Here is a 19,019-nt window from a genome sequence, read left to right as displayed (position 1 = left end):
GCTCGCTCCTACAGGGGGGAGGCTGTTCAGCCGATGCCCACCTGATTACGCCCATTGTTCTTCGCCGAATACAGCCCCTTGTCCGCCGCCAGGATCAGGTCGCGGCAGTTGCTGCCCGCTTTCGGGGTAATAGTCGACAGGCCGATGCTGATGGTCAGGCTCGAACCTTCGGCCGGCGAGTTATGCGGGATCTTCAGGGCTGCCACGGTCTGGCGCAGCTTCTCGGCCACCAACCGTGCACCGCCTTGGGAGGTGTTGGGCAGCACCAGGGCGAACTCTTCGCCGCCGTAGCGGGCCGGCAGGTCCGAAGGCCGGGCACTGGCGTCCTTGATCGCCGCGGCGACCTTGCGCAGGGCTTCATCGCCTTCCAGGTGGCCGAAGCTGTCGTTGTAGGCCTTGAAGTAGTCGACATCGATCATCAGCAACGACAACTGGCTCTGCTCACGCAGCGAACGGCGCCACTCCAGTTCCAGGTATTCATCGAAGTGCCGACGGTTCGACAACCCCGTCAGGCCATCGGAGTTCATCAGGCGTTGCAGCACCAGGTTGGTGTCTAGCAGTTGCTGCTGGCTGACTCGCAACGCGCGGTACGCCGCATCCCGTTGCAGCAGGGTCATGTAGGAGCGCGAGTGATAGCGGATGCGCGCGACCAGTTCGATATTGTCCGGCAGCTTGACCAGATAATCGTTGGCCCCGGCCGCAAAGGCCGCGCTCTTGATCAGCGGGTCTTCCTTGGTCGACAGAACGATGATCGGAATGTCCTTGGTCGCCGGGTGATTGCGGTATTCGCGCACCAGGCTCAGACCGTCAAGACCCGGCATGACCAGATCCTGCAGGATCACTGTCGGCTTGATGCGCACAGCGTGGGCGATGGCCTGGTGCGGGTCGGAGCAGAAGTGGAAATCAATGTTCTCTTCGTTCGACAGGCCGCGACGCACGGCTTCGCCGATCATGGCCTGATCGTCCACCAGCAACACCATGGCGGCGTTTTCGTCGGTCTTGAAGTCGTCGAGCTGTAATTCAGTCATGTGCGGTCACCTGAGTACTACCTGAGCCAGGAATGAGGGAAAAGGTGCTCATTTGGCGAAAATCTCCAGCAATCGTGGCGCTATCTTGTCCAGCGGGCGAATCTCCACGGCAGCGTCGATGGCTGCGGCCGCCTTCGGCATGCCGTACACCGCACTGCTGTTTTGGTCTTGTGCGATGGTCAGGTAGCCCTGTTGGCGCATGAGTTTAAGCCCTTGGGCGCCATCACGCCCCATGCCGGTGAGCAAAACCCCCACGGCATCACCGCTCCAGTTATTGGCCACGCTCTCGAAGAACACATCGATGGAGGGCCGGTAGATCTCGTTGACCGGTTCGGCGGTGTAGGCCAGCGTGCCGTTTTTCAACAAGCGAATATGGTGATTGGTGCCGGCCAGCAATACCGTGCCGCTTTGCGGCGGCTCGCCCTCCTGGGCCAGGCGCACATCAAGGCCGCTGGCAGTGCCGAGCCATTCAGCCATGCCGGCGGCAAACACCTGGTCAACGTGTTGCACCAGCACGATGGCCGGAGAGAAATCACGCGGCAGCCCCTTGAGCAAGGCTTCCAGCGCTGCCGGCCCACCGGCGGATGAGCCAATGGCGATCAGGCCCTGGCGTGAGCCCGAACAGCGCAAGGGTGCCGGTGCCGAGCGCGGGCGGTTACCCTTGTCGCCGATCAGCCAGACGATGTTCAAGATCTTGCGCAACAACGGCGCCGCCGCTTCCTGGGCATTGCCGGCGCCGAGGGCCGGGGTGTCGACCACGTCCAGCGCACCGTGGCCCATGGCCTCGAACACCCGGTGCACGTTCTGCTGGCGATCCACGGTGACGATGACGATGGCACACGGGGTCTCGGCCATGATCCGCCGCGTGGCCTCGACGCCATCCATCACCGGCATGATCAGGTCCATCAGAATCAGGTCCGGCGTGTCCAGCGCGCACTGGCGCACCGCCTCGGCACCATTGCCGGCGACCCAGACCACCTCGTGGGCCGGCTCGAATGCCAGGGCGCGGCGCAGGGCCTCCACCGCCATGGGCATGTCATTGACGATTGCGATCCTCATGCCCGCGCTCCTCCGATGAGCTCGACCACTGCATCGAGCAAGGCGTCGTCATGAAAACTGGCCTTGGCTAGATAATAGTCGGCCCCGGCATCCAGTCCACGGCGCCGGTCCTCTTCACGATCCTTGTAGGACACCACCATCACCGGCAGCGATTGCAGGCGATTGTCCCGACGCAGCAGCGTGACCAGCTCGATGCCGTCCATGCGCGGCATATCAATGTCGGTGATCAGCAGATCGAAATCCTCCGAACGCAGCGCGTTCCAGCCATCCATGCCGTCCACCGCAACCGCCACGTCATAGCCGCGATTGAGCAACAGCTTGCGCTGCAACTCTCGCACGGTCAGGGAATCATCCACCACCAGAATTCGTTTGCGGGCCGCCTCGACCACCTGATTGCTGTGACGGGCAATGCGCTCCAGACGCCCGGTGTTGAGCAGTTTTTCCACCGAACGCAGCATGTCTTCGACATCGACGATCAGCACCACCGAACCGTCGTCGAGCAGGGCCCCGGCGGAGATGTCCTGCACCTTGCCCAGACGCTCATCCAGCGGCAGCACCACCAAGGTCCGCTCACCGATGAACCGCTCCACGGCCACGCCGTAAATCGCATCGCGCTCGCGAATCACCACGACCTTCAGGGTTTGCCCGCTGTTCTGGCTGGCCGGACGTTGCAACAGCTGACTGGCCGCCACCAGACCGACATGCCGGCCTTCGTGCCAGAAATGCTGGCGGCCTTCGACCTGCACGATATCCGCCGGCTCCAGGTCGCACATGCGCTCAATGTGCGCCAGCGGGAAGGCATAGGCTTCGTCGCCGACTTCCACCACCAGGCTGCGCACCACCGACAGGGTCAGCGGCACCTCAAGGTGGAAACGACTGCCCTCGCCCGCCGTCTGCTCCAACACCACCGCGCCGCGCAGCTGCCGGACCATATGCTGCACCGCATCCAGGCCGACGCCGCGACCGGACACCTCGGTGACCTTGTCGCGCAGACTGAAACCGGGCAGGAACAGGAACGTCAGCAATTCCTCTTCGCTCAACTGCGCGGCGGTTTCCGCGAGGGACAAATTTCGTTCGACGATGCTGCGACGGAGCTTTTCCAGGTCCACGCCGTTACCGTCGTCGCTCAGTTCAAGCACCAGCAGACCGGCCTGATGGGACGCGCGCAGGCGAATCAAACCTTCCGCCGGCTTGCCGGCCAGCAGGCGCTGCTCCGGGGTTTCGATGCCGTGGTCGACCGCGTTGCGCAACAGGTGAGTCAGCGGCGCTTCGAGCTTTTCCAGTACGTCGCGATCGACCTGGGTCTTTTCGCCTTCAATTTCCAGGCGCACCTGTTTGCCCAGATCGCGCCCCAGATCCCGGACCATCCGCACTTGCCCGGTCAGCACATCGGCAAAGGGCCGCATGCGACAGGCCAGCGCCGTGTCGTACAACACCTGCGCCCGTTGGCTGGCATGCCAGGCGAACTCGTCGAGTTCGGCGTTCTTTTCCATGAGCAGTTGCTGGGATTGCGCGAGCAAGCGCCGCGCATCCTCAAGGGCTTCCTGGGCCTCCAGGCTCAAGGCGTGATCCTTGAGATGCACATTGAGATTCTCCAGTGCGCGCAGGCTGTTGCTCTGCATGCGCTTGAGTCGCTGCATGGTCGCCAGGTGCGGTTTGAGCCGCAGGGTTTCCACCAGGGATTTGCTCGACAGATCGAGCAGGCTGTTCAGGCGCTCGGCGGTGACACGCAGCACACGTTCGCCGTTTTCGGTGGTGCGTTTGGTCTTGCGTGGAGCTGGCACCGATAGCGGTTCGACGACAGGCGCCGGCGACTCGACCTTCGGCGCGGGTGCTTCGAGCTGAAGTTCGGCCATCACCGGTGCGGCAGGCGCAACCAGCGGGGCCGCCGGGTCCAGCAACCGCGCCATCAACGCCACATAGGCCTCGATGTCCGCGACTTCCGGGTTGTTGCTCGGTGTGGCGATGCGCATCAGCAGATCGGTGCCTTGCAGCAACGCATCGATATGCTCGGGGCGCAGCAACAGGCGGCCTTCCTGGGCGCTGACCAGACAATCTTCCATCACATGGGAGACGCTGACTCCGGCGTCGACACCGACGATCCGCGCTGCGCCCTTGAGCGAGTGTGCGGCACGCATGCACGATTCGAGTTGATCAGCCAGGGTCGGGTCGCGCTCAAGCGCCAGCAGGCCGGCGCTCAAGACTTGGGTCTGGGCTTCGGCCTCCAGGCTGAACAGCTCCAGCAAAGAAGCGTCGCGCATTTGCTCGGGGGTCATGTGAGGCTCCGGGTCACGGCGCACAACAGCTGCTCTTCATCCAGCCAACGCAGGCTGCGACCTTTGAATTGCAACACGCCACGGGTGTATTTGGCGCTGGCCTGAGCACCTGAGCGCGATGCGGTATCGAGGATGTGCTCGTCGATGGCGTGAATCCCGTCGACTTCGTCCACCGGCACCACCACCGGCCCGCCGTCGGCGGCGATGATCAGCATGCGTGGCATGACCCGTGCATCGGTGGCCACGCTGCTGGCGCCGTCGAGCCCGAGCAGTTCCACCAGCGACAGGCAGGCAACCAGCGCTCCGCGTACATTCGCCACGCCGAGCAAGGCCCGGGAACGTTGATGCGGCAACGAGTGAATCGCTTGCAACGGCGCCACCTCGACCAGGCTGCGGGTCGCAAGCCCCAGCCACTCTTCACCCAGACGGAACATCAACAGCGAGCGGGTTTTCACCTCGCTCTCGACCGCGACGGACACAGTCCCGCGATCTTCCTGCTGCAATGCATAACGATCGAGCAAGCGTGTGGCAGCCGCCGAATACACCGCACAATTGCGGCAATGAATATGGTCGCTGAGCAGCGGGCAGGACTTGTCACCGTGGATACCAATGCGGTTCCAGCAATCGTCGATGGCCTGGGCATCCCGGGTGACGCTGAAGGTATCGGAGGCGATCATCGTTTACGCTCACTGTCGACGGAACGTGCGCTGCGGGCGGCACGCTCCTGCAATCGTCTGGCTCCCATCGCGTCGCCCTGGGCCTGCAGCAAGCCGGCCAGGTGCATCAACGCTTCAGGATGTTGCGGTTCCAGGTACAACGCCTTGCGGTAAAAACCCTGTGCTTCAAGGGTATTGCCAGCCACATCGCTGAGCAGCCCCAACCAATAAAAGACCTGAGCCACCGGCTCATGGCTGCGCAAGTAGCTTTCACACGCTGCTCGCGCCTCGGCGCTTTTGCCTTCATCGGCCAGCACGGCGATATTGGCCAGCAGCGCGGCAGTGTCGGAGCCGGAGGTTGCAGGCGCAGGCGCAGGCCGCAGCGGCGCAACCCGGGCAAACGGACGGCTGCGCACTGGCGCAGGCGGTGGATTGCGCAACGGTTGCGGCACTGGCAATGGCGCAGGAACGAACGTCGGCAAGGGATCAGGGTCCGCAGTTCCCTGTCGACTGAACGCGAAGGACTGCGCGATACCAATCGAGCGCATCCCCAAACGCCCCAGCAGACCGCCTTCGGCCGGGCCGATAAACAGCACGCCGTCAACGTGGGTCAGGCACTTGAGCACTTCGAAGACTAGCTTCTGGGTCGGCTGGTCGAAGTAGATCAGCAGGTTGCGGCAAAACACGAAATCGAATGGCGGTTCACCGGCCAGCAAGGCCGGATCCAGCAGATTGCCTACCTGCAGGCGCACTTGCTCGAGCACCCGCTGATCGAGGCGATAGCTCTCGCCTTCGGCGATGAAATGACGGTCGCGAAACGCAATGTCGTCACCCCGAAAGGAATTCTTGCCGTACAACGCCCGACGGGCTTTTTCCACTGACAACGGGCTGACGTCCAGGCCGTCGACCTTGAACTGGTGCGGTTTGAGCCCGGCATCGAGCAACGCCATGGCGATCGAGTACGGTTCTTCGCCCGTGGAGCATGGCAGGCTGAGAATTCGCAGTGCGCGCAGGCTGTTGATCTCGGCCAGACGCTTGCTCGCCAGTTTCGCCAGGGTGACGAAGGACTCCGGATAGCGGAAGAACCAGGTTTCCGGAACGATCACCGCCTCGATCAAGGCCTGCTGCTCGTCCCGCGAGCCCTGCAAGGTGTGCCAATACTCATCGGCCGACACTGCTTGCGAAACGATGCTGCGCTGGCGCACCGCTCGCTCGATGATCGCAGGCCCTACCGAGGTCACGTCGAGTCCGATAGTTTCCTTGAGAAAGTCGAAAAAACGCTGGTCGCTGTTCATGGCCGCTCCTGCAGCAGTGCCGGATCCATTGGCGGCGAGGGAAACAACAATGCGCGCACCTGATCGTCCAGCAGATCGCCGACCCGCACCCATTGCAGCAACCCCCGCTCGTCCTTGCGCACCGGCCCGAGGTAAGGCGTCTGTCGATTGTCCAGGCCGTAGGGTTGAAAATCCGTCGGATCGCAGCGCAAGGTGTCAGTCGCCTGTTCCAGAATCAGCCCGAGCAGTTGTGCCTCGGCGGTTTCATCCGGGCGATAGTTGACCAGCACCAGTCGCGTGCTGGTACGGGCCTGTGCAGGCATGCCAAAGGTCAGTGCGCTCAAGTCGATCACCGGCACCACGGTGCCCCGATAGGCGAACACCCCGGCGACCCAGGCGGGGGCATGGGGAATGGGCTTCAACGGCAGGCGCGGCAGCACTTCAGCCACTTCGATAGCCTTCAAGGCATAGCGCTCGTTGCCGACGCGAAACACCAGAAACAAGGCATGCAGCGCCTGCTTCACGGCGGAGCGTTTGGCCGTGATTTCGCTCATCAGACTTTGAATCGCGAAACGCCGCTGCGCAGCCCGACGGCCACCTGGCTCAGTTCATCGATGGCGAAACTGGCCTGGCGCAGAGACTCGACCGTCTGGCTGCTGGCATCACCCAACTGCACCAGCGCATGGTTGATCTGCTCGGCACCGGTGGCCTGGGCCTGCATGCCTTCGTTGACCATCAGCACCCGCGGCGCCAGCGCCTGGACCTGATGGATGATCTGCGACAACTGCTCGCCGACCTGCTGCACCTCGGACATGCCGCGACGCACCTCTTCGGAAAACTTGTCCATGCCCATGACCCCGGCCGACACCGCCGACTGGATCTCGCGCACCATTTGCTCGATGTCGTAGGTGGCGACAGCGGTCTGGTCCGCCAGGCGCCGCACTTCGGTGGCGACCACGGCAAAGCCGCGCCCGTATTCCCCGGCCTTCTCGGCCTCGATGGCGGCGTTGAGCGACAACAGGTTGGTCTGGTCAGCGACCTTGACGATGGTCACCACCACCTGATTGATGTTGCCGGCCTTCTCGTTGAGGATCGCCAGCTTGGCGTTGACCAGATCGGCCGCGCCCATCACCGAGTGCATGGTTTCTTCCATGCGTGCCAGGCCTTGCTGACCGGAACCGGCCGCCACGGAAGCCTGATCGGCGGCGGTGGAGACCTCGGTCATGGTGCGCACCAGATCCCGGGAAGTGGCGGCGATCTCACGGGAGGTCGCGCCGATTTCCGTGGTGGTGGCGGCGGTTTCGGTGGCGGTGGCTTGTTGCTGCTTGGACGTCGCGGCGATCTCGGTCACCGACGTGGTCACCTGCACCGACGAGCGCTGGGCCTGGGACACCAGAGAAGTGAGCTCGGTCATCATGTCGTTGAACCCGGTCTCTACCGCGCCGAATTCGTCCTTGCGCTCCAGGTTCAGGCGGCTGCTGAGGTCGCCAGTGCGCATGATTTCGAGGATTCTCACGATGCGGTTCATCGGCGCCATGATGGCGCGCATCAGCAACAGACCACAGAGAGCGGCCGCCAGCACCGCGATCACCAGGGAAATACCCATGATGCCTTTGGCGCTGAGCACTGCATCGTCAATGGCCGCGATGTCTGCGTCCGCCACAGACTTGTTGTGACGCAGGATTTCATTGACCTTCATTCGACCCGCTGTCCAGGTCGGGGTCAGTTCACCCTTGAACATGTTGACGGCCTCGGCGTTCTGGTTGTGTTTATACAACTCGATCACCGCGGCCAGAATCCGGTGGTAGTCTTCATGAAGCTTTTCGAACGCTGCGAACTCGACCCTGTCTTCTTCGTCGGCAATCGTTCCACGGTAGAGGCCCATCTGCTCTTTCAACCGCTCGGCGTAGCCCTTGAAGTTCGCGGCATCCTCGGCAGTGAAGCCCTGCCCTTCCTCCAGGCCGAGCATGGCCTGAATGCGTACATAACTGTCGGACCACGCGCCACGAATCATCGAACTGTAATACAACCCCGGCAGAGCGTCCTCACGCACGCTGGCTTCGCTGATTTCGATCTTCAGCAGGCGCGAATACGAGACAACCACCATCAGCAACATGATGGCGATAATTACCGCAAAGCTCGCCAAAATGCGTTGGCGTAACGTCCAGTTCTTCACAGTCATTCCTCGGAGCCGATTCGAAATGCGGGGAGTATAGCCGAGGGCGGTGTTTCATTTATAAGACGGTTGCGCGCTACTTCTCATCCCGCCAAAAAAGGCGGGATGGGTGCCTGGGGTGATTAGGCAGAAAGGGACCGTAGAATGGTCATTGGGGATGTGGGGCGGACTGAAGGTTTACAAGGAAGCCTGGCGAACCTGCTTCTCAAGCTCGGCCTTCAACCCCGGCTCCAACTTGAGCTGCCGCGCCAGCTCATCGAGATAGGCCTTCTCCATGAAGTTTTCCTCGTCCACCATCATCACGCTGGCGATGTACATCTCGGCGGCGATTTCCGGGGAGCGGGCGGCGCGGGCGACATCGCTCGGGTCCAGTGGCTTGTTGAGCTCGGCGTGCAGCCAGTGTTGCAGCTCCTGATCGCTGTCGAGCCGGGTGAATTCGCCTTCGATCAAGGCACGCTCACGCTCATCCACATGACCGTCAGCCTTGGCCGCGGCCACCAGCGCCTTGAGAATCGCCTGACTGTGCAGCTCGACTTGCGCGTCCGGTACGCGGTCCAGGGTTTGCGGTTGCGCACCGGCCGCACCGCCCTGCTGCGCCTGCCAGTTTCCGTAGGCTTTATAGGCCAGCACGCCCAACGCGGCGAGACCGCCGTAGACCGCGACCTTGCCCCCGACTTTACGGGCCTTTTTGCTGCCGAGCAGCAAGCCCATGGCGCCTGCCGCCAATGCCCCGCCACTCGCGCCGGAGAGCAAACTGCCGAGGCCTCCGTTGCCACCGCTCGCACCCTTTTGCTGCGGGCTGCCGGCCTTGTTCTGCAATAGGTCCTGGCCGGACTTGAGTAGTTGATCGAGCAATCCACGGGTATTCATTTACCGCCTCCACAAGACGTTTAACCTGAAACCAAGACCACCAGCCTAAAACGAAAGTGCCCACGCCCCGTGGGCGAGAGTGCTTCCAGATGTTGCACTCCCCTCAATGCGCCCATTGCCGCTTACGCCGACCCGTCAGAAAAAACGATATACACTCTCGCCAATCGATAAAAACAGCCCACCGGGTGCTTCCCCATGATGACCTTGCGTCAGATCCGTCACTTCATCGCCGTGGCCGAGACCGGTTCGATCTCGGCCGCCGCGCAAACTGCGTTCATTTCCCAGTCGACCCTGACCCTGGCAATCCAGCAACTGGAGGAGGAAATCGGCGTCAGCCTGTTCAGCCGCCATGCCAAGGGTATGACCCTGACCCACCAGGGGCATCAATTCCTGCGTCAGGCGCACTTGATCCTGGCCACGGTGGATAACGCCAAGCGCAGCCTGCAACAGAGCACCGACCAGGTCGCCGGGCAACTGATCGTCGGCGTGACCAGCCTGGTGGCCGGTTATTACCTGGCGGATCTACTCACCCGTTTCCAGCGCGCCTACCCCAACGTGGAAATCCGCGTGATGGAGGATGAGCGCCCGTACATCGAGCATTTGCTGGTCAGCGGCGAGATCGATGTCGGCGTGTTGATCCTGTCCAACCTCGAAGACCGCCACGCATTGCAGACCGAAGTGTTGACCCGCTCGCCGCACCGGCTATGGCTGCCGGCCCAGCACCCGCTGCTGGAACACGACAGCATCAACCTCGCCGACGTGGCCCGCGAGCCATTGATTCAACTGAACGTCGATGAAATGGACCGCAACGCCCAACGCATGTGGTCGGCAGCCTCCTTGCAACCGCGCATCACCCTGCGCACGGCCTCGACCGAAGCGGTGCGAAGCCTTGTGGCCGCTGGCCTGGGCGTATCGATCCAGCCCGACATGACCTATCGCCCGTGGTCACTGGAGGGCGACATCATCGAAGCGCGGCCGATCGCCGACCTCAGCCAGACCCTGGATGTCGGCCTGGCCTGGCGTCGCGGCACCGCACGGCCGGCGCTGGTGGACCCGTTCCTCACGGTCGCGCGTGAACAACCCCACGGCGGGCGCAAGCCATCTATTTAATCGAACGCTACCTTCAGTATTTAGTATTTGTTGTCCTCGGGTCCGCGAACTAGTCTTGTTGCATCTAATAAAGACGGCCGGGCCCCAGTCACAGGGAGCGCTGCCATGTCTACACAACAAGCCACACAAAAAACGAGAACCCGAAAAATGGCTGGCGCGCAGACCCCGTTGTTCACCGCCTTGTTGATCGATGGTGAATTAGTCGCAGGGCAAGGCTGTGCCGAACCCATCATCAATCCGGCCACTGGCGAAATCCTGACGCAGATCGCCGAAGCCGGCACCGAACAAGTCGAAGCAGCCATCCTCGCCGCCCACCGCGCCTTTGCCGGTTGGTCGCGCACCACGCCACAACAGCGCTCAAACCTGCTGTTGGACATCGCCAACGCCATCGAAAAAAACGCCGACCATCTCGCCCGTCTCGAAGCCCTGAATTGCGGCAAGCCGTTGCACCTGGCCCGTCAGGATGACCTCAATGCCACGGTCGACGTGTTCCGCTTCTTCGCCGGTGCCGTGCGTTGCCAGACCGGCCAGCTCAGCGGCGAATACCTGCCGGGTTACACCAGCATGGTCCGGCGCGATCCTATCGGGGTCGTGGCGTCGATTGCGCCGTGGAACTACCCGATCATGATGGCCGCGTGGAAAATCGCCCCGGCCCTCGCCGCCGGCAACACCCTGGTGTTCAAGCCGTCGGAACACACGCCGCTGTCGATCCTGGCCCTGGCGCCAGCGCTGGCCGAGATCCTGCCGCGCGGTGTAATCAACATTATTTGCGGTGGCGGCGAAGGCGTCGGCAGCCACCTGGTGAGCCACCCTAAAGTGCGCATGGTGTCGCTGACCGGCGATATCGTCACCGGCCAAAAGATTCTCCAGGCCGCGTCGAAGACACTCAAACGCACCCACCTCGAACTCGGTGGCAAGGCCCCGGTGATCGTCTGCAACGATGCCGACATTCAGGCCGTGGTCGAAGGCGTACGCACCTACGGCTACTACAACGCCGGACAGGATTGCACCGCCGCTTGCCGCATTTACGCCCAGGCCGGGATTCATGACCGCCTGGTGGCCGAGCTCGGTGCGGCCGTCAGTAGCCTGCGTTTCGCCGGCAAGCGCGATGCCGACAACGAAATCGGCCCGCTGATCAGTACCCGCCAACGCGACCGCGTAGCCAGTTTCGTCGAACGTGCCTTGGGCCAGCCGCACATCGAGCGGGTGACCGGCGCAGCGGTGCACTCCGGCGCCGGCTTCTATTACCAGCCGACCCTGCTCGCCGGTTGCAAGCAAAGTGACGAGATCGTCCAGCGCGAAGTGTTCGGGCCGGTGGTTACCGTGACCCGCTTCGATGAGCTGGGACAAGCGGTGGACTGGGCCAACGATTCGGAATACGGCCTGGCCTCGTCGGTCTGGACCCAGAACCTCGACAAGGCCATGCAGGTCGCGGCGCGCTTGCAGTACGGCTGCACCTGGATCAACAGCCACTTCATGCTGGTCAGCGAAATGCCCCATGGTGGCCTGAAACGTTCGGGCTACGGCAAGGACCTGTCCAGCGATTCGCTTCAGGACTACAGCGTGGTGCGGCACATCATGGCCCGCCATGGCGAGCATCTCTGACTAAGCTAATAACAAGCCGCCAACGGCATGCTTCACCACGTTCACAACTGCCCCGACCATAATTTAAAGAAGAGGGAATTCCCATGTTCGTGCACAAGACCGCACTGCTCAGTGCAATCACCACCGCGCTGCTGGCCAGCGCCAGTGTCCAGGCCGCCGAGCCGCTCAAAGCTGTCGGGGCGGGCGAAGGCCAACTGGATATTGTGGCCTGGCCCGGCTACATCGAACGTGGCGAGAGCGACAAGGCCTACGACTGGGTGACCGGTTTCGAGAAGGAAACCGGCTGCAAGGTCAACGTCAAGACCGCCGCCACCTCCGATGAAATGGTCAGCCTGATGGCCAAGGGCGGTTACGACCTGGTCACGGCGTCCGGCGACGCCTCCCTGCGCCTGATCGTTGGCAAGCGTGTGCAACCGATCAACACCGCGTTGATCCCGAACTGGAAGAACCTCGACCCGCGCCTCAAGGATGCACCCTGGTACGTGGTCAACAAGCAGACCTACGGCACCCCGTACCAATGGGGCCCGAACGTGCTGATGTACAACACCAACGTGTTCAAGACTGCGCCCACCAGCTGGGGCGTGTTGTTCAACGCGGAAAACCTGCCGGACGGCAAGCCGAACAAGGGTCGCGTGCAGGCCTATGACGGCCCGATCTACATCGCCGACGCGGCGCTGTACCTGAAGTCCGCCAAGCCGGAACTGGGCATCCAGAGCCCGTACGAACTGACCGAAGCCCAGTACAAGGCCGTGCTCGATCTGCTGCGCGCCCAGCAGCCGTTGATCCACCGCTACTGGCACGACACCACCGTGCAAATGAGCGACTTCAAGAACGAAGGCGTGGTCGCCTCCGGTGCCTGGCCGTATCAGGTCAACGGCCTGATGAACGAGAAGCAGCCAATTGCCTCGACCATCCCGAAAGAAGGCGCCACCGGGTGGGCCGACACCACCATGCTGCATGCCGAAGCCAAGCACCCCAATTGTGCCTACAAATGGATGGACTGGTCGCTGCAACCGAAAGTCCAGGGTGACGTAGCGGCCTGGTTCGGTTCGTTGCCAGCGGTGCCGGCAGCGTGCAAGGGCAGTGAATTGCTCGGCGCCGAAGGCTGCAAGACCAACGGTTTCGACAATTTCGACAAGATCGCCTTCTGGAAAACCCCGCAGGCTGAAGGCGGCAAGTTCGTGCCGTACAGCCGCTGGACCCAGGACTACATCGCGATCATGGGCGGCAGGTAACACACCGCTTCTGTGGCAAAAACGCTTTTGTGGCGAGGGGGCTTGCCCCCGTTGGAGGGCGAAGCCCTCCCCTAGTCCGTCACTGCGGTCTGGCAGACCGCGTCCACCGTTTTCAGGGCTGCTGCGCAGCCCAACGGGGGCAAGCCCCCTCGCCACAGTCAGTATTCCAGCCACACATGCGCGAACACGATTCAGTTTTTTCAGAAGTCCAGGCAGGGCCGCTGCGACGGCCTTCGCCTTTTTGGAGCATCGCACCATGACGCTTGCAGTCCAGTTCACCAACGTTTCCCGTCAATTCGGCGAAGTGAAAGCCGTAGACCGGGTTTCCATCGACATCCAGGACGGCGAGTTTTTCTCCATGCTGGGGCCGTCCGGCTCGGGCAAGACCACCTGTTTGCGCCTGATTGCCGGTTTTGAACAACCGAGCGCGGGCTCCATCCGTATTCATGGCGAGGAGGCCGCCGGCCTGCCGCCGTACCAGCGCGACGTGAACACCGTGTTCCAGGATTACGCGTTGTTCCCGCACATGAACGTTCGCGACAACGTCGCCTACGGCTTGAAAGTCAAAGGCGTCGGCAAGGCCGAACGCCTCAAGCGCGCCGAAGAAGCCCTCGACATGGTCGCCCTCGGTGGCTACGGCGAGCGTAAGCCGGTGCAACTCTCCGGCGGTCAGCGCCAGCGTGTGGCCCTGGCCCGCGCCCTGGTCAACCGTCCACGGGTGCTGCTGCTCGACGAACCCCTCGGCGCCCTCGACCTGAAGTTGCGCGAGCAAATGCAGGGCGAGCTGAAGAAGCTGCAACGCCAGCTCGGCATCACCTTCATTTTCGTCACCCACGACCAGACCGAAGCCTTGTCGATGTCCGACCGCGTGGCCGTATTCAACAAGGGCCGCATCGAACAAGTCGATAGCCCGCGCAACCTGTACATGAAACCGGCCACCACCTTCGTGGCGGAATTCGTTGGCACCTCCAACGTGATTCGCGGTGACCTGGCCTGGCAGCTCAGTGGCAATCCACAGCCGTTCTCGATTCGCCCGGAACACGTGCGCTTCGCCGAAGGCCCGCTGGCCAGCCACGAAATCGAAGTCAGCGGACTGCTGCACGATATCCAGTACCAGGGCAGTGCGACTCGCTATGAGCTGAAACTGGAAAACGGCCAGACCCTGAACATCAGCAAGGCCAACAACCAGTGGCTGGACACCAGTGCACAGCACCAGACCGGGCAGCGTATCAGCGCACGCTGGGCGCGCGAGGCAATGATTCCGCTGCACGATACCGTTGCAGGCGGGGTGTGAGATGAACACCGTGGCTATCCCTCAATCTCCGGCCAGCGGCTCGCTGCTGCGCAGGTTTTCCAACCTGCTGTATCGCCGGCCGAATTTTTACCTGTCGCTACTGCTGGTGCCGCCGCTGCTGTGGTTCGGCGCGATCTACCTGGGTTCATTGCTGGTCCTGCTGTGGCAAGGTTTCTACACCTTCGATGACTTCACCATGGCGGTCACTCCCGACCTGACCCTGGCGAACTTTACCGCGCTGTTCCAGCCGTCGAACTTCGACATCATCCTGCGCACCCTGGGCATGGCGATTGCCGTATCGATTGCCAGCGCCATCGTCGCGTTCCCGATTGCCTACTACATGGCGCGCTACACCACCGGCAAGACCAAGGCGTTTTTCTACATCGCAGTGATGATGCCGATGTGGGCCAGTTACATCGTCAAGGCCTACGCCTGGACACTGCTGCTGGCCAAGGGCGGCGTGGCGCAGTGGTTCGTGCAGCACCTGGGGCTGGAGCCGGTCCTGCAGTTCGTACTGGGCATTCCGGGAGTTGGCGGCAGCACCTTGTCGACCTCGCACCTGGGGCGTTTCATGGTGTTCGTCTACATCTGGCTGCCGTTCATGATCCTGCCGATCCAGGCCTCGCTGGAACGCCTGCCGCCTTCGCTGCTGCAAGCCTCCGCCGACCTCGGCGCCAAGCCGCGCCAGACCTTCATGCAAGTGATTCTGCCGCTGTCGATCCCGGGCATTGCCGCCGGTTCCATCTTCACCTTCTCGCTGACCCTGGGCGACTTCATCGTGCCGCAACTGGTCGGCCCGCCCGGCTACTTCGTCGGCAGCATGGTGTACGCCCAGCAAGGCGCGATCGGCAACATGCCGATGGCCGCTGCCTTCACCCTGGTGCCTATCGTGCTGATCGCCATTTACCTGTCCATCGTCAAACGACTGGGGGCCTTCGATGCACTCTGACAAAGCTTCCCTGGGCCTGCGCCTCGCCGCCTGGGGCGGGTTGGTGTTCCTGCACTTCCCGATCCTGATCATCTTCCTGTACGCCTTCAACACCGAAGACGCAGCGTTCAGCTTTCCGCCCAAGGGTTTCACCTGGAAGTGGATCGGCGTGGCGTTCTCGCGGCCGGACGTGCTCGAGGCCATCAAGCTGTCGTTGCAGATCGCCTCGATTGCCACCCTGATCGCCATGGTCCTTGGCACATTGGCTTCGGCCGCGTTGTACCGCCGGGACTTCTTCGGCAAACAAGGCATCTCGCTGATGCTGATACTGCCGATTGCCCTGCCGGGGATCATCACCGGGATCGCGTTGCTGGCGACCTTCAAGACACTGGGAATCGAGCCGGGGATGTTCACCATCATCGTCGGCCACGCGACCTTCTGTGTGGTGATCGTCTACAACAACGTCATCGCCCGCTTGCGCCGCACCTCACACAGCTTGATCGAGGCCTCGATGGACCTCGGCGCCGACGGCTGGCAGACCTTCCGCTACATCATCCTGCCGAACCTCGGCTCGGCATTGCTGGCCGGCGGCATGCTGGCGTTCGCCCTGTCGTTTGACGAAATCATCGTCACCACCTTCACCGCCGGCCATGAACGCACCCTGCCGCTGTGGCTGCTCAACCAGCTCAGCCGCCCACGGGACGTGCCGGTGACCAACGTCGTGGCGATGCTGGTGATGCTGGTGACCATGCTGCCGATCCTCGGCGCCTATTACCTGACCCGTGGTGGTGAAAGCGTGGCGGGGAGTGGTGGTAAGTAACTGACAACTCAATTCCCAATATGGAAACCGGAACCTGTGGGAGCGAGCTTGCTCGCGATGGCTGACTGACATTCAACATTGATATTGCCTGACACACCGCTATCGCGAGCAAGCTCGCTCCCACAGGGGGTCGGTTTCCACCGAGAAAAAACAACAGTTCCGAAGAGGACATGAACATGCAAACCAAACTCCTGATCAACGGCCAACTGCAAAGCGGCGAAGGCCCCGCCCAACCTGTGTTCAACCCGGCGCTGGGTAGTGTGCTGGTGGAAATCAACGAAGCCAGCGAAGCCCAGGTCGATGCCGCCGTGCGCGCCGCCGACGCTGCGTTCGACAGCTGGTCGCATACCCCACCGAAAGAGCGCTCGCTGCTGCTGCTCAAACTCGCCGATGCCATCGAAGCCCACGGCGAAGAACTGGCCAAACTGGAATCGGACAACTGCGGCAAGCCTTACAGCGCTGCGCTGAACGACGAGATCCCGGCAATTGCCGACGTGTTCCGGTTCTTCGCCGGCGCCAGCCGCTGCATGAGTGGTTCAACCGGTGGCGAGTACTTGCCGGGTCACACCTCGATGATCCGCCGAGATCCGGTGGGCGTGATCGCCTCCATTGCGCCGTGGAACTACCCATTGATGATGGTCGCCTGGAAAATCGCCCCGGCCCTCGCCGCCGGTAATACCGTGGTGCTCAAACCGTCGGAACAGACTCCGCTGACAGCCCTGCGCCTGGCTGAACTGGCGTCGGATATCTTCCCGGCCGGTGTACTCAACCTGGTGTTCGGCCGTGGTCCTACCGTCGGCAGCCCATTGGTCACTCACCCGAAAGTGCGCATGGTGTCGCTGACCGGTTCGATTGCCACCGGCTCGAACATCATTTCCAGCACCGCCGACACCGTCAAACGCATGCACATGGAACTGGGCGGCAAAGCCCCGGTGATCATCTTCGACGACGCCGACATCGATGCCGCCGTCGAAGGCATCCGCACCTTCGGTTTCTACAACGCAGGCCAGGACTGCACCGCCGCCTGCCGCATCTATGCCCAGGAAGGCATTTACGACAAGTTCGTGGAGAAGCTCGGCGCCGCCGTCAGCAGCATCAAGTACGGCTTGCAGGATGATCCGTCGACCGAACTCGGCCCGCTCATCACCGCACAACACCGCGACCGCGTTGCCGGCTTCGTCGAGCGCGCCATCGCCCAGCCACACATTCGTTTGATCACTGGCGGCAAGGCGGTTGAGGGCGATGGTTTCTTCTTCGAGCCGACCGTGCTGGCCGATGCGCAGCAGGATGACGAAATCGTGCGCCGCGAAGTGTTCGGGCCAGTGGTGTCGGTAACCAAATTCACCGATGAAGCCCAAGTGCTGGGCTGGGCCAACGATTCGGACTACGGCCTGGCCTCCTCCGTGTGGACCAGCGACGTCGGCCGCGCCCATCGCCTGTCGGCCCGTTTGCAGTACGGCTGCACCTGGGTGAATACGCACTTCATGCTGGTTAGCGAAATGCCCCACGGCGGTCAGAAACTGTCCGGTTATGGCAAGGACATGTCCATGTATGGGCTGGAGGACTACACCGTTGTGCGGCATGTGATGTTCAAGCACTAAAGCATCGCGAGCAGGCTTGCTCCCACATTTGGAACGCATTCCCCTGTAGGAGCGAGCCTGCTCGCGATGGCGCCACCGCAACACTGCAAACAGTAAATTCCTACAGATTCAGCCTGCCTGAAAAACCCTCGATTCCTACAACAAGCGTCGCCAGAGTAGACTTGGCGCCGCGAGCGCCTGACCGATAGGCTTTGTTCCGTCGCTGCCAAATCAGCGGCCCGGAGTCGAAGCCGGAACAAGTCAAAACGGTGCTCGTGTGCCCCCATAGAACTGTGGCTGTTTTATGCCTTCAGTTCTGCATTATGGCGGGCCGTGTGGCGCGGGCCTTTCGGCTTCCGTTTTGACTTGGAAGTGTCCCGACTTCGAACGCCACTCGGTCCGCCACCCAACCTGTCGAAGGGTTGGTGGCGACTTTCCAGGCCAAAACGGAAATCACGCCATGCCAATGCATCCTCAAAGCTCGCCTCTTCCCTATTTCGATCCCACCGTCTTCACCCGCCACAACCGCTTCCTCCACGCCTTCATGCAAGACAACCAAGCCTGGTTCTGCGTTCAGGACCTTGGGCGCCTGATGGGTAAACCCCTGAATGAACGGCTCACCCTGAAACTCGACTCCGACCAACGTCGCACCGTCTGGCTGCGCAAAGACGGCAAAACGGTCGAAACCCTGATGGTCAGCGAATCAGGCGTGTACACCTTGCTGGTTCACCACTTCGTCCCGGAAAACCGCAATCTGCGCCAGTGGTTGAGCAACGAGGTCATACCCTCGCTGCGTGATGCGAAATCGGAGCCTGTGGAAAACCTGCCAAGCCTGAGCTCCTTGAATTGGGCGGGAGTTTCGGTGCCCTTGCTGCATTACCAACATCACGCCTGGATCAAATGGCGCGACATGCCTGAATTGATGCAGGTGCAGCGCCCCTTCCCAATCGCTGGCACTTGCCGTTGAAGGGATAAATCGAGCGGATAAAAAAGGGAAACTGTAGGAGCGAGCCTGCTCGCGATGGACTCAAAGACACCGCGTACATCCAGAACGGACGCGTCATCGTTAACGACCATCGCGAGCAGGCTCGCTCCTACATTACTGCTC

General features: G+C 62.1%; 16 protein-coding genes. 8 read left to right on the top strand and 8 right to left on the bottom strand.

Going from position 1 to position 19,019, the window contains the following annotated elements; translation table 11 throughout:
• Positions 1-26: 26 nt before the first annotated feature.
• The 8 genes from AC1RP7_RS14040 to AC1RP7_RS14005 form a co-directional block, all read right to left on the bottom strand.
• Positions 27-1,028, bottom strand: coding sequence for a response regulator (locus AC1RP7_RS14040; RefSeq protein WP_057716208.1), 1,002 nt, complete (start codon positions 1,026-1,028; stop codon positions 27-29).
• 48 nt (positions 1,029-1,076) lie between these two features.
• Positions 1,077-2,087 carry a chemotaxis response regulator protein-glutamate methylesterase gene (locus tag AC1RP7_RS14035; protein WP_218495021.1) on the bottom strand — a complete coding sequence of 337 codons (1,011 nt, stop codon included), beginning with the start codon at positions 2,085-2,087 and terminating at the stop codon, positions 1,077-1,079.
• Positions 2,084-4,363: a hybrid sensor histidine kinase/response regulator gene (locus AC1RP7_RS14030; protein ID WP_493181989.1), complete on the bottom strand. Its 2,280-nt coding sequence runs from the start codon at positions 4,361-4,363 to the stop codon at positions 2,084-2,086. Before AC1RP7_RS14030 ends, AC1RP7_RS14035 begins: the two co-directional genes overlap by 4 nt.
• Positions 4,360-5,040, bottom strand: coding sequence for a chemotaxis protein CheW (locus AC1RP7_RS14025; protein ID WP_493181987.1), 681 nt, complete (start codon positions 5,038-5,040; stop codon positions 4,360-4,362). The genes AC1RP7_RS14030 and AC1RP7_RS14025 overlap by 4 nt, the downstream gene beginning before the upstream one ends.
• Complete coding sequence (locus AC1RP7_RS14020; protein ID WP_057716212.1) at positions 5,037-6,314, bottom strand: CheR family methyltransferase; 1,278 nt, start codon at positions 6,312-6,314, stop codon at positions 5,037-5,039. Before AC1RP7_RS14020 ends, AC1RP7_RS14025 begins: the two co-directional genes overlap by 4 nt.
• A complete protein-coding gene (locus tag AC1RP7_RS14015) occupies positions 6,311-6,847 on the bottom strand; it encodes a chemotaxis protein CheW (protein ID WP_493181986.1) in 537 nt (178 codons plus the stop codon). Before AC1RP7_RS14015 ends, AC1RP7_RS14020 begins: the two co-directional genes overlap by 4 nt.
• Positions 6,847-8,469, bottom strand: coding sequence for a methyl-accepting chemotaxis protein (locus AC1RP7_RS14010; RefSeq protein WP_218495018.1), 1,623 nt, complete (start codon positions 8,467-8,469; stop codon positions 6,847-6,849). Before AC1RP7_RS14010 ends, AC1RP7_RS14015 begins: the two co-directional genes overlap by 1 nt.
• A gap of 177 nt (positions 8,470-8,646) precedes the next feature.
• Positions 8,647-9,339 (bottom strand): tellurite resistance TerB family protein, encoded by a 693-nt coding sequence (locus AC1RP7_RS14005; protein ID WP_057716215.1) that lies wholly within the window; start codon positions 9,337-9,339, stop codon positions 8,647-8,649.
• A gap of 195 nt (positions 9,340-9,534) precedes the next feature.
• Here AC1RP7_RS14005 and AC1RP7_RS14000 point away from each other — a divergent pair, with 195 nt between their 5' ends.
• The 8 genes from AC1RP7_RS14000 (at position 9,535) to AC1RP7_RS13965 (ending at position 18,878) form a co-directional block, all read left to right on the top strand.
• Positions 9,535-10,449, top strand: coding sequence for a LysR family transcriptional regulator (locus AC1RP7_RS14000; protein ID WP_057716216.1), 915 nt, complete (start codon positions 9,535-9,537; stop codon positions 10,447-10,449).
• Positions 10,450-10,554: 105 nt separating this feature from the next.
• Positions 10,555-12,054, top strand: coding sequence for a gamma-aminobutyraldehyde dehydrogenase (locus AC1RP7_RS13995; protein ID WP_493183989.1), 1,500 nt, complete (start codon positions 10,555-10,557; stop codon positions 12,052-12,054).
• 83 nt (positions 12,055-12,137) lie between these two features.
• A complete protein-coding gene (gene ydcS / locus AC1RP7_RS13990; protein ID WP_057716218.1) occupies positions 12,138-13,289 on the top strand; it encodes a putative ABC transporter substrate-binding protein YdcS in 1,152 nt (383 codons plus the stop codon).
• A gap of 256 nt (positions 13,290-13,545) precedes the next feature.
• Positions 13,546-14,583 carry an ABC transporter ATP-binding protein gene (locus AC1RP7_RS13985; RefSeq protein ID WP_057716219.1) on the top strand — a complete coding sequence of 346 codons (1,038 nt, stop codon included), beginning with the start codon at positions 13,546-13,548 and terminating at the stop codon, positions 14,581-14,583.
• 1 nt (position 14,584) lies between these two features.
• Positions 14,585-15,532 (top strand): ABC transporter permease, encoded by a 948-nt coding sequence (locus AC1RP7_RS13980; protein WP_015093713.1) that lies wholly within the window; start codon positions 14,585-14,587, stop codon positions 15,530-15,532.
• Entirely contained in the window at positions 15,522-16,331 is an 810-nt protein-coding gene (locus AC1RP7_RS13975) for an ABC transporter permease (protein WP_057716221.1), read from the top strand. The genes AC1RP7_RS13980 and AC1RP7_RS13975 overlap by 11 nt, the downstream gene beginning before the upstream one ends.
• A gap of 176 nt (positions 16,332-16,507) precedes the next feature.
• Positions 16,508-17,932 carry a gamma-aminobutyraldehyde dehydrogenase gene (locus AC1RP7_RS13970; RefSeq protein ID WP_493181982.1) on the top strand — a complete coding sequence of 475 codons (1,425 nt, stop codon included), beginning with the start codon at positions 16,508-16,510 and terminating at the stop codon, positions 17,930-17,932.
• A 439-nt stretch (positions 17,933-18,371) separates the two neighbouring features.
• On the top strand, positions 18,372-18,878 hold the full coding sequence (locus AC1RP7_RS13965) for a BRO-N domain-containing protein (RefSeq protein WP_493181980.1): 507 nt from the start codon (positions 18,372-18,374) through the stop codon (positions 18,876-18,878).
• Positions 18,879-19,019 lie beyond the last annotated feature (141 nt).

The organism is Pseudomonas sp. GW822-FHT01E03, assembly GCF_058802985.1.
The sequence above is the reverse complement of the archived record's forward strand: the minus strand, read 5'-3'. Positions and strand labels throughout refer to the sequence as shown.

Excerpts from the sequence above, each read along its gene's own strand:
- AC1RP7_RS14040 (WP_057716208.1), bottom strand. The coding sequence starts at position 1,028 with ATGACTGAATTACAGCTCGACGACTTCAAGACCGACGAAAACGCCGCC.
- AC1RP7_RS14035 (WP_218495021.1), bottom strand. The coding sequence starts at position 2,087 with ATGAGGATCGCAATCGTCAATGACATGCCCATGGCGGTGGAGGCCCTG.
- AC1RP7_RS14030 (WP_493181989.1), bottom strand. The coding sequence starts at position 4,363 with ATGACCCCCGAGCAAATGCGCGACGCTTCTTTGCTGGAGCTGTTCAGC.
- AC1RP7_RS14025 (WP_493181987.1), bottom strand. The coding sequence starts at position 5,040 with ATGATCGCCTCCGATACCTTCAGCGTCACCCGGGATGCCCAGGCCATC.
- AC1RP7_RS14020 (WP_057716212.1), bottom strand. The coding sequence starts at position 6,314 with ATGAACAGCGACCAGCGTTTTTTCGACTTTCTCAAGGAAACTATCGGA.
- AC1RP7_RS14015 (WP_493181986.1), bottom strand. The coding sequence starts at position 6,847 with ATGAGCGAAATCACGGCCAAACGCTCCGCCGTGAAGCAGGCGCTGCAT.
- AC1RP7_RS14005 (WP_057716215.1), bottom strand. The coding sequence starts at position 9,339 with ATGAATACCCGTGGATTGCTCGATCAACTACTCAAGTCCGGCCAGGAC.
- AC1RP7_RS14000 (WP_057716216.1), top strand. The coding sequence starts at position 9,535 with ATGATGACCTTGCGTCAGATCCGTCACTTCATCGCCGTGGCCGAGACC.
- AC1RP7_RS13995 (WP_493183989.1), top strand. The coding sequence starts at position 10,555 with ATGTCTACACAACAAGCCACACAAAAAACGAGAACCCGAAAAATGGCT.
- ydcS (WP_057716218.1), top strand. The coding sequence starts at position 12,138 with ATGTTCGTGCACAAGACCGCACTGCTCAGTGCAATCACCACCGCGCTG.
- AC1RP7_RS13985 (WP_057716219.1), top strand. The coding sequence starts at position 13,546 with ATGACGCTTGCAGTCCAGTTCACCAACGTTTCCCGTCAATTCGGCGAA.
- AC1RP7_RS13980 (WP_015093713.1), top strand. The coding sequence starts at position 14,585 with ATGAACACCGTGGCTATCCCTCAATCTCCGGCCAGCGGCTCGCTGCTG.
- AC1RP7_RS13975 (WP_057716221.1), top strand. The coding sequence starts at position 15,522 with ATGCACTCTGACAAAGCTTCCCTGGGCCTGCGCCTCGCCGCCTGGGGC.
- AC1RP7_RS13970 (WP_493181982.1), top strand. The coding sequence starts at position 16,508 with ATGCAAACCAAACTCCTGATCAACGGCCAACTGCAAAGCGGCGAAGGC.
- AC1RP7_RS13965 (WP_493181980.1), top strand. The coding sequence starts at position 18,372 with ATGCCAATGCATCCTCAAAGCTCGCCTCTTCCCTATTTCGATCCCACC.